Below are 16,717 nucleotides of genomic sequence, written 5' to 3'. Positions count from 1 at the left end.
GTAGTAATGATTGAGCAACTGGCGTAAAGGGAGCACGCATCCCGTGATGAGAGTCGAAACCCTGCGAAGGTTTAACAAACTGTTTGGCGTGATGCTGATCGCCGTTGCCGTCGTCTTGCTGGTCGTCTTGTTGGGGATCGCCCATGTGCTCAACCAGAGCCGGCTGCGTTATTACGCCGCCGCCGACGAGACCGCGCGCAACCTGGCCGTCACGCTGGAAAAGTTCCTCAACGCGCATATCCTCGAGGTGGACCTGGCGATGCGCCGCGCCGGCGTCGAGTTCCAGGCCATGCACGCGGGCGGACGCTTCGATGATGAAAAGTTCAGCGCCTACCTGCGCTCGCTGAAGGAGCGCATCCCGCAAGCGGACGCCGTGCGGGGCGCCGACGCCGCCGGCCGCGTCATCTACGGCGAACGGATCGACCGCGCCAAGCCGCAGGACCTGAGCATCCGCGAATTCTTCCAGCGCGCCAAGAGCGAACAGGAGCTTATCATCGGCACGCCCGCCAGGTCGCGCATCAGCGACGAATGGGTGTTGCCGCTGGCATTTCCGCTGACCATGCCCGACGGCGGTTTCGGCGGCACCGCCTACGTACTCATGAACAGTTCGCGCCTGACGTCGGCGTTTGCGGCGCTTAACATCGGTCAGCACGGCGCCATCGTACTGCTGGATAACCGCAAGCGCGTGCTGCACCGCTACCCGGAAGCGGAGGACATGCTCTTCGGCACCACCATCAAGGTCAACGCCATCACCCAGCGCATCATGGACGGCAAGCAAGACCGTGGCACCTACACGGTGATCAGCCCGCGCGACAATCGCGAGCGTACTTTGAGCGTGTCGCGGGTGGGCGCCTACCCGATGTATGTGGTGGTGGGGCTGGCCAGCGACGATTTCCTGGCGCCGTGGCGCAAGGAAGTGCGCAACGCCGGCATCTTCGCCGCGCTGCTGGTGCTGCTGTCCGCCGGTTTGCTGATGAGTGTGCGCTTCGGCCTGCGCAAGCAATACCAGTCGGTCGAACAGCTGGTGGAAAACAAACAGGCGCTGCAGGATTTGCTGACCCAGCTGACGGCTTCCGAGTCGCGCTGGCGCTCGCTGACGGAAGGCTTGCCGCAGATGGTGTGGACCGCCACGCCGAGCCTGCGCGTCGATTTCCTCAGCCACCACTGGGAAGAGTTCAGCGGTATTCCGCCCGAGCAGATGATGGGCGACGACAACTGGAACAGCGTGATCCACCCGGACGACATCGCCGCGATGGCGGCTGCGTCGCGGCAAGCCAGCAGCGAGGGCACCGAATTCCGCTGCGATTGCCGCATGCGCCGCCGCGACGGCGTCTGGCGCGTATTTGACAACCACGCGCTGCCGCAGCGCGACGCCGGCGGCCATATCGTCAGCTGGGTTGGCAGCAGCACCGACCGCACCGAGTCGCGCGCCTCGCGGCTGGCGCTGCAACAGGCCAAGGAAGAGGCGGTTCAGGCCGGCCGCGCCAAATCGGACTTCGTCGCCAACATGAGCCACGAGATCCGCTCGCCGATGAATGCCGTGCTGGGCATGCTGCAACTGCTGCAGCAGACCGAGATGAGCGAGCGCCAGCAGGACTACACGTCCAAGGCCCACTCCGCCGCCAGCGCCTTGCTGGGGCTGCTCAACGACATCCTCGACTTTTCGAAGGTCGAGGCCGGCAAGCTGGCGCTGGACCCGCATCCGTTCCGGCTCGACAAACTGTGGCGCGACCTGGCGGTGATCCTGTCGGCCAATGTCGGCAGCAAGAATATCGAGGTGCTGTTCCGCATCGATCCGGCGCTGCCCGACCTGATCGTCGGCGACTGCCTACGGCTGCAGCAAGTGCTGCTCAACCTGGCCGGCAACGCCATCAAATTCACCGAACACGGAGAGGTCCTGCTGTCGGCCAAGCTGCTGGCGCGCGACGGCAAACGGCTGTCGATCGGGTTCGCCGTGCGCGATACCGGCATCGGCATCTCCCAGGAGCAGTGCCGCCACATCTTCGACGGCTTCTCGCAGGCCGAGGCCTCGACCGCGCGGCGCTTCGGCGGCACCGGACTGGGCCTGGCGATCAGCCAGCGGCTGGTGGCGTTGATGGGCGGCACGCTCGGCGTCGACAGCACGCCAGGCAAGGGCAGCGTGTTCGACTTCACCGTCGAGTGCGAGGCGGCGGAGCAGCAGCCGGCGCGCGAGGCGCAGCCCGGTGTGCAGCCGGCCGACGCGTTGATGCGCGGCCTCAAGTGCCTGGTGGTCGACGATAACCCGGTAGCGCGCGTGGTGCTCAGTGAAATGGCCGGCTCGTTCGGCTGGCAGGTCGATCTGGCGGCCAGCGGCCAGGAGGCGCTGGCCGCCGTGACCGAACAGGTCGCCCAGGCGCGCGCCTATGACGTGGTATTCATCGACTGGCGCATGCCGACGCTCGACGGCTGGGAAACGAGCTGCCAGATCCGCAAGCTCGCGCCGTCGGGCAAGATGCCGTTGATCGTCATGGTCACCGCGCACGACCGCGAACTGCTGGCGCAGCAGCATGAGGATTTGTCGCCGGTGCTGGACGGCTTCGTGGTCAAGCCGGTCACGGCCTCGATGCTGTTCGACGCCGTGGCCGACGCCCGCATGGAACGGCGCGCGCCGCTGTCGCTGGTGGCGGTGCCGTCCAGGCAGCGGCTGGCCGGCTTGCGGCTGCTGCTGGTGGATGACAATCCTGCCAACCAGCAGGTCGCCAGCGAGTTGCTCGGCAACGATGGCGCGCGGGTCGAGGTGGTCGCTTCCGGTGCGTTCGCGATCGAAGCGGTCACGCGCGGCGGGCCGATGCCGGATCTAATCCTGATGGATATCCAGATGCCGGAGATGGACGGCTACGAAGCGACGCGGGCGATCCGCCGGCTGCTGGGCGACGGCGCGCCGCCGATCGTCGCCATGACCGCCAACGCCATGGCGGCCGACCGGGTGGCCGCGCTGGAGGCCGGCATGGTCGACCACGTCGGTAAACCGTTCGATCTGGCGCAACTGATTGACGTGATACTTAAACACGTCGGGCGAGCGGCCAAATCGAGCGGTACGGCCGGGTCGCCGGCGGCGACCGCCAGCGACAGCGGCGCGATGGCGCTGCCCGAGGCCGGCCTGAACAGCACCGCCGCGCTCAAGCGCATGGGCGGTTTGCAGCCGGTCTACCTGATGGCGCTGCGCAGCTTCGCGGTCGAATCGGTCAAGCTGGCTGAGCAATTGAAGGAGGCGCGTGCGGCCGGCGACGCGCAGTTGGCGTTGCCGGTGCTGCACACGCTCAAGGGACTGTCCGGCACGGTGGGCGCCGACCGCATGGCCGCCCTGGCGCAACTGGCGGAAGCGGCGTTGAAGGAGGGCGCCTCGGCACGCGCGTGGGATCAGCTGGGGCTGGTCTTGGACGCCGCCCCGGGGCTGGTCGCCGACATCGAGCAAGTGCTGCGCCAGCTAGCCCCCGCAACACCACGGACCTGAAACCGTCAGAAAAACGCAGGGCGGATTAGCGAAGCGTAATCCGCCAGGCTCCGTCAGCGGCCGCGCACGGAGGGCGGACGAAGTTGAGAAGCAATCCAAACGACAAGGCCATCGCGCCACAAAACGATTTTTATAACTAAACTAGGGAACAAACAATGGAAAAACCAATGACCTGGTCGGCCCACGAACTGAGCATGACGGTGCTGATGACTCCGGACATGGCCAACTTCTCCGGCAACGTGCACGGCGGCACCATCCTCAAGTACCTGGACAGCGTCGCCTACGCCTGCGCCAGCCGCTATTCGGGCAGCTATGTGGTCACGCTGTCGGTGGACCAGGTGATGTTCCTGCAACCGATCCACGTTGGCGAGCTGGTCACGTTCCTGGCCTCGATCAACTACACCGGCCGCACGTCGATGGAAGTCGGCATCCGCGTGGTCACGGAAAACATCCAGCAGCGTCTGGTGCGTCACGCCAACAGCTGCTACTTCACGATGGTGGCGGTCGACGCTGGTCGCAAGCCGGTCGAAGTACCGACCCTGGTGCCGGAATCCGACGAACAGCGGCAGCGCTGGGAACAGGCGCTGCTGCGCAAACAGTCGCGTCAGATGGTGCACGACGGCGCCCGTAAGGGCTGATCACGGGAGCGCGCGAGGCGTCGCTTGCTGAGCGTGATGTCCGCTGGCCGGCTTCGCCTTGCAAGCGCACTAGCCGACGCATTCTGCCCACACCTCACAAGGATGAAAGTGAATCGATACACGCTAAAAAATTTCTTAATGGCCTCGACAATTTTCTGTCTCAGCCTACCGCTTGCCGCACTTTGTGCCAACCAGAACCCAGATAAAATAAAGTTAGCAAAGGCGGCATGCCCAGCCCCAAGCAAAAGCAATGCTGTGTGCATGAAGGCGATTGTCCCTGAAAACTACGATTTACCCCTTGGTCGCCAAATCAGCTTGGATTTGATCATTCTCAAAGCGGCCACCCCGTCTAGCCCGCCACGATCAATTTTTGTACTCCAGGGTGGTCCGGGTCAAAGAACTACTTCGACAATAGACGACGAATCCGAGGTCTGGAAAAAAGTAGGACGGACGCACGACTTGGTATTTATCGATCAAAGGGGCACCGGCATTTCGCCAGACCTGCATTGCGCGAACCCTGATGAAGACAAAAGCGTATTGCTGAGAGATCTATGGCCGACTGAAAACCTCGCCAGATGCGCTAAGCGCTTGTCAGCCACCGTCGATCTGACGCGATATACAACCACCGAAGCCGCACGCGACTTAAACAATGTTCGGGCAGCTTTGTCTTACCACCAGATCGGTATAGTGGCTTACTCTTATGGCACTCGCTTGGCACAGGAATATCTTCGCCACTATGACAATTCGGTGCGCGCCACTTTGTTGATGGGCCCAGAGGCACCAGCGGCGTATGTACCAGCAGGTCTCGCCAGCGAGACTGAAATCTCGTTGACCGACATATTAAACCGATGCAAAGCCGACAAAGAATGTTCAACCGCGTATCCAGATATCTTTGGCGATCTACAAAAGTTGAAGGCTATTCTCAAGGAACGTGGCCTTGTTCTGCGCGGAGCATCGAAAGACCGAGCCGAGGACCTGCATATTTCTTCCGGCGTCGTGGCGTCATATTTGCGTATGTATCTTTACGCAGTATCAAGCGCAGCGTCCCTGCCGCGGTTGATACACACGCTTGCTGACGAAGACAAGAATCAAGAAGAGCTCGCGTTGATTGTTCAATGGCGCGACCAATTTGCAGCGGCGGCGCCTTGGGCGTTGTACATGGCGATCACATGTAATGAGGATTTACCTTTTGTCGATGAGGATAAAGAACGGTCCGCTGCCGCAGGCACCCTTATTGGATCATTCCGGATCGATCAACAGTTTGCCGCGTGCCGAACATGGCCGCGTGGTCAGGTAAGTCCAGCACTCCATACTCCTGTGCATTCCGACAAGCCAATCTTGCTGCTTGCTGGACAATTTGATCCAGCTACCCCGTCAAGCAACAGCGAAAAAATAATCTCCCACATGCCGAATGGCAGGGTGGTCTTTGTTCCCAACAGATCGCACATCATGTCCGAAGATTGGGGCGAGTGCCTTGAAAAGGTAGCGACCAATTTCCTGGAAAATGCGAATCCAAGAAAAATCGACACGGTCTGCTTGAAACGCCTCAGGTTACCGAAGTTCGACACCCCGCGTTCGTAGATATTGGTGCTTCAAGAATACACACCAAAAGGTAACGGCCTTTGGTCTGATAAACATAATCGGCAAGCCCAGTTTGCAATCGGCCGCGCCGTTGCAGCGCGCGCATCGTGCCGCACGGGAGCACATGATGGCGCTTGTTCCGCAGGGTATCGAACACCCGCGCCTGCCGCTAATTGGATAGCATCGTAGACATCGTTTGTCGTGTTCCGGAGTTCAAATGAAGGCCTTCCACCAGACTCTGCAGCGGTCCGCGCTGCGCGTATTGTTACTGCTGTCATTCCTCGTCTTGAGCGGGTGCGCCAGCCTGTCGGCGACTGACCAACAGAATGTCGCCGGTAAAACCTATGTGATCACGGGCGCATCGAGCGGCTTCGGGCGTGGCGTAGCGCTGAGGTTGGCTGGCATGAAGGCCAACGTGGTGCTGGCCGCGCGCCGCACCGCAGTGTTGAACGAGGTCGCCAGCCAGGCCCAGGCGGCTGGCGGCACGGCGCTGATCGTCACCACCGACGTCTCGAAGCCGGAGGACGTGAGCAGGCTCGCCGATGCCGCCGTGCAGCGCTTCGGCCGTATCGACGTCTGGATCAACAATGCGGCCGTTGGCGCGATCGGCGCCTTCGATACCATTCCCGTCGAGGACCATGCGCGCGTGGTCGATGTCAACCTGAAGGGCGTGATCTATGGCAGCCACGCGGCGCTGCGCCAGTTCCGCAAGCAGGGCGCGGGTGTGCTGATTAACATCGGCTCGGTCGAGAGTGAAGTCCCGCTGGCCTATCACGCCTCGTATTCGGCGACCAAGGCGGCGGTGCTGAGTCTGGGCCGTGGCCTCAACGAGGAGCTGCGACTTGCCGGCCTGCGCGGTCCGATCGAGGTGGCAACCGTAATGCCCTGGGCAACCGACACGCCGTTCTTCGAGCATGCCGCCAACTACACGGGCCGCACCGCGCGCGAGCCGGCCATGGATGGGCCGGAGAAGGTGGTCGAGTACATCGTCTACACCTCCCTGCATCCGAGCGAGGAGGTGCCGACCGGCTGGAAGGCACGCACGGCGATTTGGTCGCACCACCTCGCGCCGGACCTGACCGAGCATGTGTCGGGCAACATCTCGCACACATCGCAGATGGAGCATGCGCCTGCGACCCAGCCGCTAACCACCGGGTCGCTGTATCAGCCGATGCCAGGGGGTACCGGGGTCGATGGTGGCGTGCGGGCGCGCATGGAGCGCGAGGATGCGGAGCGTCAGAAGGCCGAGCAGCGGCAGTAAGCTGGCGGTGACCGCCTTGATTGCCTCCTCGTCCTTGAACGAGCGCCAATAAGTCATGACGTGCCGAATAAACTACGGCTCTATTCTGCCGCGCGCACGATTCGGGGGCTTTCCTGTGGTCCCAGGTAACTTGGTCGCAATCCTCCCGCGTCGAGCACAAGCCGCTGCAGCACAAGTCCGGGGTCTAGCGACCAGAACTTCAACGTGTGCTTGCCGGGTTGGTCAATCTTGTGCGTCGTGACGAAGGTCGCCACGCCGTCCGATACGATTCGGCGCCAGTTATCTTCGGACTGGTCGGCGTGCACGTTGACTTCCTGGGGCGGACCCTCATCGATCGAGACAGCGTAGCGGAAGCCGGCGCCGGGTTGGAATTTCAGCGTCGGTGACAAGACCATTTGCAGTTTTACTTCTCCCGCACTGAACAGATGCACGTCGTACTCCAGGCGCATGCCGTCCTGCATAGTGAGGGCCGGCGCCGCCCCGGGCATCGCCGTCACGCCCGACAGTGTCCGCCCATAGCCAGGGATCGTCTGCCACCGTCTGCCCGCCGGCGCCAGTGCACGGGTGTAGTGTTCGGCCTCGATGGCGATCACGCCGCCCGTCTCAACGTAGCCTTCCACCGCACCCTGGCGCGCATGCACCGGCACCTTGATCACCACACTGGCCTTGTCCGGACCGCGTACGGTCAGCTCCGCCTCCGTCACGCCGGCCGGCACGGCATCCCAATCGACATCGACGGCGATACGGCTATCCTTGCTCACCCGGCCGGAAGGCTCGCTGATCTTGAGCCACGATTGGCTGGCGGTGATCGTGTAATCGAACGCTCCGCCGCTCCGGTTGAACAGGTCGACATGGCGGGGCTTGCGTTCGTACCGGTCCAGCGCCGGCAGAACCAGCTGGCGGATCGGGAAGACGGGCCACGCGACCGGGCTGCCGTCGACCGCCACGCCCATTTGGTCCGAAGGGTGGATGCCGTTCGGCGCGGCCAACTGGCCGGGTTCGGGAACGCGCAGCTCGGACACGGCCGGCATCACATCGCGATAAGGCTGGTCCCAGTTCGTGTAGCCGAAACGCGTTTGCGACATCATGTGATTCCACTTGCCCGCGCTGATGCTATGCTGGTATTGGCGCGCCAGTTCGGCGTCGTGCTGGAACAGTCTGCGCACCCGCGCCGCCATATCGTTGGTGCTGACCCGTCCCTGGCGCGCGTAGAGCTGGTTGCGGCCGGCGGAGATAGACAGATCGACCGCGTTGGCGGAGGCCCGCACCGGGTACTCCACGAGCTGGAAGTAGGCGTCGCGCATGGCCTTGGGCAGCGTCTTGCCGATGCGTTGTGCTCGGTCCGCCAATTCGGTGTAGTCGGCCAGCACGCGTTCGGCCTCGTCATAGTTCACCAGGCTGTAGGTGTCCGGTGCCAGCTGTTCAGGCCGGCGGCGCGCGTTGTAGCGGGTGTATTTGTCGACGATGTCGGCAATCTGGTGTGCGTGCTCCGTCCCGAATTCGCGGGCGGCCCACTGGCGCAGATAGTCCGGAAGGCGCTCGGCGGGCCAGGCCGCCGGGTTCCATGCGTAGGAGAGGAAAAATTCGGTTGGCACCTCCATCGGCTTCAGGTCGCCCACGTTGACGATCCACATCCGGTTTGCGCCGTACTCGTTCGCCAGGTTCATCTGCTCCCACACCTTGCCGATCTGGGTCACGTTCAGCCATTTGTAGGAGCGGGGCACTCCGACGTAGTCGAAGTGGTAATACACTCCGGCGCCGCCGCGCCGCTTGCGCTCCTCGGCCGTGGGCAAACGGCGGATATTGCCCCAGTTGTCGTCGCACCACAGCAGCAGCATGTCATCCGGCACGCGCATGCCTTTTTCATAGTAGTCCTGCACTTCCTTGTACAGCGCCCACAACTGGGGAACGGTCTCGGGCTCACGCCGCCATTCTTTGCGGATCAGGTCGCGCTGGTCGGCGACGATGCGTTCGAGTAGCCCCACGTTTGCGCTTTCGGACATCGGCTCGTCGCCGTCGCCGCGCATGGCCATCGTGATGACGCTTTCGTAGTTGCGCGTATTGCGCAGGCCGCCGACCCAGAATTCGCGCAGCGTGTCGCCATTTTTCTGGTAATCCCAATGGCCTTTGCCATAACGATGCCATTCCTGCTGGGCGCGCATCATTGGTTCATGGTGCGACGTGCCCATGACGATGCCCATCGTATCGGCCAGCTCGCCATTGCCCTTGTCGTCGTCGTAGAACGACGAATACCACATCGCGGGCCACAGGTAATTTGTCCGCATGCGTAGCATCAGTTCAAACAGTTTTTCGTAAAACTGCCGGTTGAAGCCGCCGAAACGTTCCTTTGCCCAGTTGGTGAGCGCCGGCGCCTCGTCGTTCAGGAAAATGCCGCGGTATTGCACGACGGGCTTTTCCGCAACGCGCGTGGCGAGCGGAATGGTGAGCGAACGGTGGCGCGGCGTCGGCACATCGGCCCACCAGTGCCAAGGCGAGACGCCGATTTGTTCGGACAGCGTGTACAGGCCAAAGATCGTGCCGCGTTTGTCGCTGCCGGCGATGACCACCGCGCGCTTCACGCCGGGCATCGGATCGACGACGGCCTGGATCAGAAACCCTTCCCATTGCCCGGCAAGGTTCACCGCATCGATTTTTCCTTCCTTCGCCAACCGGTCGATCACGGCGTGCCGGCCCAGCGTGCCGGCGATAATGATGTCGCCCGCCGTGGTCACCGTATCCGTGCGCCACGCCGGGGTGGCGCCGCTGACCTTGGCGATATCACGCTGCACATCGCGCGCCGCCCGCAGCACGCCCTGGAAATCGCCGGGCGACACCAGCAGTGGCGCCGCGCGGCCTCCGGCTGCAATGACAACGCCGTCGCCGCCGTCCATTTGTACGAAGCGGGCGGTGCCCAGCGCGTGGGCTGCGTTCGCGGCCGCCAGCCAGGCCAGTGTCGCCAGCAGCCGCGTGAGCCGGGCGACGCTGATGGTGCGGTGCCGGGTCACGCTGGGAGGAGGCTCCCTCATCACCGCACCATGCACGGACTCTTGTTGTTGAACTTCCAGCCCGGGATCAGGTACTGCATCGCCACGCCGTCGTCGCGCGCGCCCAGGCCCATGCCCAGGTAGAGCTGGTGGGCGGCCTCGACGGCATCCATGTCGAGCTCGACGCCGAGGCCGGGCTTGGCCGGCACCTTGACCATGCCGCCTTCGATTTTTAACGGTTCGCGCGTCAGGTGCTGGCCGTCCTGCCAGATCCAGTGGGTGTCGATGGCGGTGATCCTGCCCGGCGCGGCGGCGGCCACGTGGGTGAACATCGCCAGCGAGACGTCGAAGTGGTTGTTCGAGTGCGAACCCCACGTCAGGCCCCATTCATGGCACATCTGCGCCACCCGCACCGAACCCTGCATGGTCCAGAAATGCGGATCGGCCAGCGGAATGTCGACCGATTGCAGCTGGATCGCGTGGCCCAGCTCGCGCCAGTCGGTGGCGATCATATTGGTGGCGGTCAGCAGGCCGGTGGCGCGGCGGAACTCGGCCATCACTTCGCGGCCCGAATAGCCGTTCTCGGCGCCGCACGGATCTTCGGCGTAGGCCAGCACGTCGTGCTGGTCGCGGCACAGGCGGATCGCGTCCTTGAGCAGCCAGCCGCCGTTGGGGTCGAGCGTGATGCGGGCGTCGGGGAAGCGTTCGGCCAGCGCCGTGACCGCTTCGATTTCCTCTTCGCCCCGGAACACGCCGCCCTTGAGTTTGAAGTCGTTGAAGCCGTAGCGCTGATACGCCGCTTCGGCCAGGCGCACCACCGCCTCCGGCGTCAGCGCCGCCTCGTTGCGCAGGCGCAGCCAATCATCCGGGGCGTCGGCCGGCGTGTCGGCGTAGGGCAAGCCGGTGGCTTTGCGGTCGCCGATGTAGAACAGGTAGCCGAGCATTTCGACGGCGTCGCGCTGCTGGCCGTCGCCAAGCAGGGCGGCGACCGGGACGTTCAGGAACTGGCCGAGCAAGTCGAGCAGCGCCGCCTCCAGCGCGGTGATGGCGTGGATTGCCACGCGCAGGTCGAAAGTTTGCAGGCCACGGCCGCCGGCGTCGCGGTCGGCGAAGGCGCGGCGCGCGTGGTTCAGCACGGCGTTGTAGTCGCCCAGCGCGCGGCCGATGACCAGTTCGCGCGCGTCCTCCAGCGTCTGGCGGATCGCTTCGCCGCCCGGCACCTCGCCGACGCCGGTGCGGCCGGCGCTGTCGGTCAGGATCACGAGGTTACGGGTGAAGTAGGGGCCGTGGGCGCCGCTCAGGTTGAGCAGCATGCTGTCGCGGCCGGCGACCGGGATGACGCGCATGGCGACCACGCGCGGAGTGTCGTTGCCGGAGGGAGTGGGTTGTTGTGACATCGTGATTCCTGTTTGACGTGCTAATGATTGCGCTATCATTCGATCATACCGGCCGACCTTGGAAATTTCAACACAAATTTACGCATCGGATGGCATTTAAGCCTGCCATAAATGATTGAAAATGATGTGCTGATGTATAATCCATTGTTATGGATAACAAAAAACCCGCCAAGCCTGCCGTGAAGAAGGCCAAGCCCGCTACCAAAGGCGCCGTCAAAGCCACCGGTAAAAACGCCCCCCAAAGTGCGGCGGTCAAGAGTGCCGTCAAAAACGCCGAGAAGAACGATTTGCGGGTGTTGCACACGCCCACCGCCGACCTGAGCGTCAGCGGCGCGACCTTGATCGACGTCGCCAAGGTGGCGGGGGTGTCGCCGATCACGGTATCGCGCGCGCTGAACCAGCCGCATCTGGTGCGACCGAACACGGTGGCCAAGGTGCAGGAGGCGGTGCAACAGACCGGCTACGTAAAGAACATGATGGCCGGCGCGCTGGCGTCGAACCGCAGCAAGCTCATTTCGCTGGTGCTGCCGACCATCGCTACGCCGATCTTCGCCGACATGGTGGAGGCGGCCAGCGACCGGCTGACGCAGGCCGGCTACCAAGTGCTGCTGGGCTTGTCGCGCTACGAAGCCTGGCGCGAAGAGGTGCTGGTCGAGACCATTCTGAGCCGGCGTCCGGACGGCGTCATGCTGACCGGGACCTTGCATACCGATATCACCCGGCGCCGCCTGCAACTGGCGCGCATACCGGTGGTGGAGGCGTGGGATATGTCGCCGTCGCCGATCGACATGGTGGTTGGTTTCTCGCACGAGGGCGTCGGCCACGCGCTGGCGCGGCATCTGGTCGAGCGCGGCTACCGGCGCATCGCCGTGCTGTCGGCCGACGACCCGCGCGCCGAGCGGCGCAACCAGGGTTTGCAGGCCGAGCTCGCCAGAATGGGGATCGCCGTGGCGGCGGTGCAGACGATGCCGCCGCCGACGACGATGCAGGCCGGCCGCGAGGGTTTAACCCGGCTGCTGGCGCTGGCGCCGGATATCGACGCGGTGTACTGCAGTTCGGACACGCTGGCGCACGGCTTGATGATCGAGGCGATGAGCCGTGGTTTGAAGGTGCCGGAGCAGCTGGCGGTGATCGGCTTTGGCGATTTGAATTTCGCCGCGCACACGCATCCGCCGTTGTCGACGGTGCGGGTGGACGGGCGCAATATCGGGCTGGTGGCGGCGCAGGCGATCCTGGACCGCATCGATGGCGTGACCGCCGACACGGATACGGCGTCGCGCGTGTTCGATACGGGGTTCCAGCTGATTCAGCGTGGTAGCAGCTGAAGTCGGGCCCGGGCCGCGAAAACAGCTTATTGCCGGCCGCTCCACCTTAGCTTCAGCACCGTCCAGTGCGCCAGCAGCCGGTTCAGCACCGGCAACGGCAATCCATGACTGCGCGCCACCTTCTGCTGCATCGCCAACGCCGGCGAGGGGGCATTGCCCTTGACCGCGAATAAAATCCGGTTGTTGCCCGCAATGCCACGAAACCAGCAGATCCGCCCCTGGAAAGCGTGTCGCAGCCGCCGCAACATGGCGCCGTAGTGCTCGTCGTAACTGAAGATATTGGCCACCAGCACGCCGCCGGGACGCAGGGCGCGGCGGCAGTCGGCGTAAAACGCCGCGCTGCCCAGCTCCGGCGGCAGGCCTGCCGCGTCGAAACCGTCGACCAGCAACACATCGACCGCTCCGCGCAACTGTCGCATATACACGGCGGCATCGGCCTCGACCACGCGAAAGCGCGCATTGTCGCGCGGGATGGCGAATTGTTCGCGCAGGGCGATGACGTCGGCGCGCAACTCGAGCACGGTGATGCGGCTGTGCGGCAGGTAGCGGTAACAGAACTTGGCCAGCGAGCCGCCGCCCAACCCGACCATGACGATGTGCTCGGGCCGTGGATGAAACAGCACAAAACACATCATCGCTCGCGCATAGCTCAGGATGAGATCGTCCGGGCGCGACAGCCGCATCTCGCTTTGGATCATGCCCGGCTCAAATTCAAGCGAGCGCTTGTCGCCGCGCGTGTGGACCAGGGGGCGAGAGGTGGATGGCGTCAAGATTTGTTGTCTTGTGGATTTATATGGGCGATTTATAGTAGCATGCCGGTCCGGTACCACGGGGCAAAAGTACTGCGATTGTGTCACCGGAGCTCGCCGCCGCCATCTTGCATTTACAGACGGAAAAATAATAGGTACATTGACGTTAGCCCCGGCAGCCCCCTGGCTGCCATCTTGGAGAGAGACGATGTTTTTAGATCACCCTACGCTTACCGCCACCAACAGCCTGACCGAACCGGACCGCATCGAGCGGCTGACCCGGATCTACGGTTACGTTGTCGCCCTGGCAGACGTGGCCGGCAAGCCGACGTTCATCGAGAAGGTCAGCCAGCTGCACGACCACAAGGGCACGCTGATCGTGTTCTGGCACGACGCCCCGGCCGAGGACGAAAAAGCGTACTTCACGCAGGCATGGGCCAGCAAAATTGGCGACGGCAGCACCAACGTCGAGCACGAGGTCTGACCAGCCCCCGGTCATGGATATAAAAACACTGGTACTGGCGCTGGCGCTGGGCAATTTGAGCCTGTGCGCGGCGCTGTTCTTTTTTGAGCAGCAACAGGGCGTCGCCGCTGGCGCTGGCCAGGCGCGCACCGCCACCTGGTCCCGGGCCAAGCTGTTCCAGGCCGTCGCCTGGACCTTGCTGTACCTGCGCGGCACTTTGCCCGATTTCCTGACAATTCCCTTCGCCAACGCCTTGCTGTTCGCCGGCTTCGCGCTCGACGCTTCGGCGCTGTGGGAGCAGGCCGGCCGGCGCGTGTGGCGCCGCTATCTGGTGCCGATGCTGACGGCGTCGATCGCGATCTTTGTCAGCGCCTGGCTGCTCGACAAGCCGGCGCCCGAGCGCATCGCCATCACGTCGGTCGTCACCGGGTTCTTCTTTGTCGCCGGCGCGGCCGCGCTCGGGCGCGGCTGGTCGGCCGGCAGCATGTTGCGCCGCTATCTGGTAGTGGCCATGCTGGTGCTGTCGCTGGCGGTGGTGGCGCGCGGCTTGCTGTCGCTGGCGCTGCCCGACGGCTGGGGCTGGGTAAGCCCGACGCTGATCCAGGGCGTTGGCATCGCCGCGCTGTATTTGATGATGCTTAGCAACGCTTTCGGCTACCTGCTGCTGGGGCACGAACGGCTCGACGGCGAGCTGGCGCGGCTCGAGGTGCTCGACGCGCTGACCGACGTGCCGAACCGGCGCGGCTTCTACCAGGCGCTGACGCCGTGGATGGCGCTGGCGCGCCGTCCGGGCCTGCCGACGGCGCTGATCATCCTCAATCTCGATCATTTCAAGCGCATCAACGACGATTATGGCCACGCCGTGGGCGACATGGTGCTGGTGGCGATGGTCGACGTCTGCAAAAAACAGCTGCGCGACAGCGATTTGATGGGGCGCCTGGGCGGCGGCGAGTTTGCCATCCAGCTGCCGCGCACCACCCAGGACGACGCCATGATGGTGGCCGAGCGTATCCGCAACGCCATCGCCTTGCTGCCGATAAAGGCCGAAAAAGCCGTCATCAACATGACGGCCAGCCTGGGCGTGACGACCATCCGCGCCGACGACAGCCCCGTGAGCCTGTTCAAGCGCGCCGACGAGGCCCTGCGCGAGGCCAAGGCGTCCGGCCGCAACCGCGTGGCGGAGGCGCAGTCGCCCGCCAGCGCGCTGGAGGCGTAAGCCGTTCTGTTGGGCGCGTCCGACAGTGCGCGCGCGCTGGCGTCATCACGCTGTCATAATGGGCGCATATCGTGATGATTTTCGCAACCGTGTAAATCGTTTAGTTTGATTCCGGTTCGGTCCGAACCACCGCAAGCCTTCGTAGCCGTTTGCACAGAGAGGCTTTCAATTATGTACGCAGCAGTAGATTTGGGTTCCAACAGTTTCCGCCTGCACGTCGGCAAGCACGACGGCGATGCGATCCGCGTGCTGAAAAGCGTGCGCGAGCCGATACGCCTGGCCGCAGGCCTGGACGACAAGGGCAACCTGACGCCGGCGGCGATGCAAAGCGCGCTCGCCTGCCTGAAGAATTTCCGCGCCGTGCTGGACGGCTATAAGCTCGACGGCGTGCGCGTGGTCGCCACCTCGGCCATGCGCGTGGCGCGCAACGCCGCCGCCTTCCTGCCGCAGGCCGAACTGGCCATCGGCCATCCGATCGAGATCATCTCCGGCGAGGAGGAGGGGCGGCTGATCTACATGGGCGTGGCCAATGCGCTGGCCACCCCCGGCGAGCGGCGGCTGGTGATCGATATCGGCGGCGGCTCGACCGAATTGATACTGGGGCGAGGCCAGGAGATCGAAAAGGTCGAATCGTTCAGCGTCGGCACGGTCAAGCAAAGCCTGGCCTTCTTTGTCGGCGGCCGGGTCGACGCGCCGTCGTTCGAGGCGGCCATCCTGTCGGCGCGCAGCCATTTCGAGGACGCCGCGCCGCCTTACCGGCCGCAGTTCTGGAAGCAGTGCTACGGCTCCTCGGGCACGGCCCGCACCATCGCGGACATCATCGTCAAGAACGGCATTGGGCGCGAAGTCAACGCCGTTACCCTGAGCGCCCTGAAACAGCGCTTCATCGACTTCGGCCATGTCAGCAAGATCGAAATGGCCGGCCTGCGTCCGGATCGCGCCGGCACCATCATCGGCGGCCTGGCGATTTTGATTGGCCTGGTGCGCGAGCTCGATATCCCGGCGGTGCAGCCGATCGAGGCCGGCCTGCGCATGGGCGTGATGTGGGATTTGCACCTGCGCTCGACCAAGCGCGATCGGCGCGAGCAGTCGGTGCAGGCCTGCCTTCAAAAATTCCACGTCGACGAGCGCCGCGCCAACCGCGCGGCCGACGACGCGCTGGCCCTGTACCTGCAGACCAAGCCGGCCACCGAGGAGTACACGCGTCATCTGTACTGGAGCGCGCTGCTGCACGAGGTGGGCCTGGTGGTGTCGCAGACCGGATACCACAAGCACGCCGCCTACATGATCGAGAATGCCGACCTGCCGGGTTTTACCACCCGCGAGCAAAAGGTCATGAGCCGCCTGATCCTCGCCCACAAGGGCAATCTGCGCAAGGTGGTCGAGGTGCTGTCGGAGCCGGACTTCGCCAAGGCGGTGGTGGCGCTGCGGCTGGCGGTGCTGTTCATGCACTCGCGTATCGATATCGATTTCAGCCTGCTCAAGCTGCGCGTGAAGAACCGCATCGAGCTGGAGATCCGCCGTGAATGGGTGGCCGAGCATCCAACGCTGTCATACTGGCTGGAGAAGGAACAGGAGAACTGGGACGAAGTGGGCGTGGATTTCAGCATTCGCACCAGCGGCTAAGC

11 protein-coding genes are annotated in these 16,717 nt (G+C 63.9%); 8 read left to right on the top strand and 3 right to left on the bottom strand.

Features of this window, described 5'->3' with window-relative positions:
* Positions 1 to 46 precede the first annotated feature (46 nt).
* From ACZ0BA_RS13275 to ACZ0BA_RS13260, 4 genes are all read left to right on the top strand, one after another.
* A complete protein-coding gene (locus tag ACZ0BA_RS13275) occupies positions 47 to 3,475 on the top strand; it encodes a response regulator (RefSeq protein WP_463451737.1) in 3,429 nt (1,142 codons plus the stop codon).
* 155 nt (positions 3,476 to 3,630) lie between these two features.
* The gene (locus ACZ0BA_RS13270; RefSeq protein WP_463451736.1) at positions 3,631 to 4,113 is read left to right on the top strand and encodes an acyl-CoA thioesterase; all 483 of its coding nucleotides are present in this window, start codon (positions 3,631 to 3,633) and stop codon (positions 4,111 to 4,113) included.
* Between the two features lie 108 nt (positions 4,114 to 4,221).
* Positions 4,222 to 5,694 (top strand): alpha/beta fold hydrolase, encoded by a 1,473-nt coding sequence (locus ACZ0BA_RS13265; RefSeq protein WP_463451735.1) that lies wholly within the window; start codon positions 4,222 to 4,224, stop codon positions 5,692 to 5,694.
* 217 nt (positions 5,695 to 5,911) lie between these two features.
* Positions 5,912 to 6,955, top strand: a complete 1,044-nt coding sequence (locus ACZ0BA_RS13260) for an SDR family NAD(P)-dependent oxidoreductase (protein ID WP_463451734.1) — start codon at positions 5,912 to 5,914, stop codon at positions 6,953 to 6,955.
* Between the two features lie 80 nt (positions 6,956 to 7,035).
* Here ACZ0BA_RS13260 and ACZ0BA_RS13255 read toward each other — a convergent pair whose 3' ends face one another.
* A complete protein-coding gene (locus ACZ0BA_RS13255; protein WP_463451733.1) occupies positions 7,036 to 9,981 on the bottom strand; it encodes a glycosyl hydrolase 115 family protein in 2,946 nt (981 codons plus the stop codon).
* A complete protein-coding gene (gudD, locus tag ACZ0BA_RS13250; RefSeq protein ID WP_463451732.1) occupies positions 9,981 to 11,336 on the bottom strand; it encodes a glucarate dehydratase in 1,356 nt (451 codons plus the stop codon). Before gudD ends, ACZ0BA_RS13255 begins: the two co-directional genes overlap by 1 nt.
* A 149-nt stretch (positions 11,337 to 11,485) precedes the next feature.
* Between gudD and ACZ0BA_RS13245 the strand changes: the two genes are divergently transcribed.
* Positions 11,486 to 12,661 carry a LacI family DNA-binding transcriptional regulator gene (locus ACZ0BA_RS13245; RefSeq protein ID WP_463451731.1) on the top strand — a complete coding sequence of 392 codons (1,176 nt, stop codon included), beginning with the start codon at positions 11,486 to 11,488 and terminating at the stop codon, positions 12,659 to 12,661.
* A gap of 26 nt (positions 12,662 to 12,687) precedes the next feature.
* Here the strand turns inward: ACZ0BA_RS13245 and ACZ0BA_RS13240 are convergent, their stop codons facing one another.
* Positions 12,688 to 13,431: a spermine/spermidine synthase domain-containing protein gene (locus ACZ0BA_RS13240; RefSeq protein ID WP_463451730.1), complete on the bottom strand. Its 744-nt coding sequence runs from the start codon at positions 13,429 to 13,431 to the stop codon at positions 12,688 to 12,690.
* 187 nt (positions 13,432 to 13,618) lie between these two features.
* Here ACZ0BA_RS13240 and ACZ0BA_RS13235 point away from each other — a divergent pair, with 187 nt between their 5' ends.
* The 3 genes from ACZ0BA_RS13235 (at position 13,619) to ACZ0BA_RS13225 (ending at position 16,715) form a co-directional block, all read left to right on the top strand.
* The gene (locus ACZ0BA_RS13235; RefSeq protein WP_463451729.1) at positions 13,619 to 13,894 is read left to right on the top strand and encodes a hypothetical protein; all 276 of its coding nucleotides are present in this window, start codon (positions 13,619 to 13,621) and stop codon (positions 13,892 to 13,894) included.
* Between the two features lie 13 nt (positions 13,895 to 13,907).
* The gene (locus ACZ0BA_RS13230; RefSeq protein ID WP_463451728.1) at positions 13,908 to 15,089 is read left to right on the top strand and encodes a GGDEF domain-containing protein; all 1,182 of its coding nucleotides are present in this window, start codon (positions 13,908 to 13,910) and stop codon (positions 15,087 to 15,089) included.
* A 171-nt stretch (positions 15,090 to 15,260) separates the two neighbouring features.
* Positions 15,261 to 16,715, top strand: coding sequence for a Ppx/GppA phosphatase family protein (locus ACZ0BA_RS13225; protein WP_463451727.1), 1,455 nt, complete (start codon positions 15,261 to 15,263; stop codon positions 16,713 to 16,715).
* Positions 16,716 to 16,717: the final 2 nt, after the last annotated feature.

The sequence above is a fragment of the Duganella sp. AC917 genome (assembly GCF_979258245.1).
The sequence above is the reverse complement of the archived record's forward strand: the minus strand, read 5'-3'. Positions and strand labels throughout refer to the sequence as shown.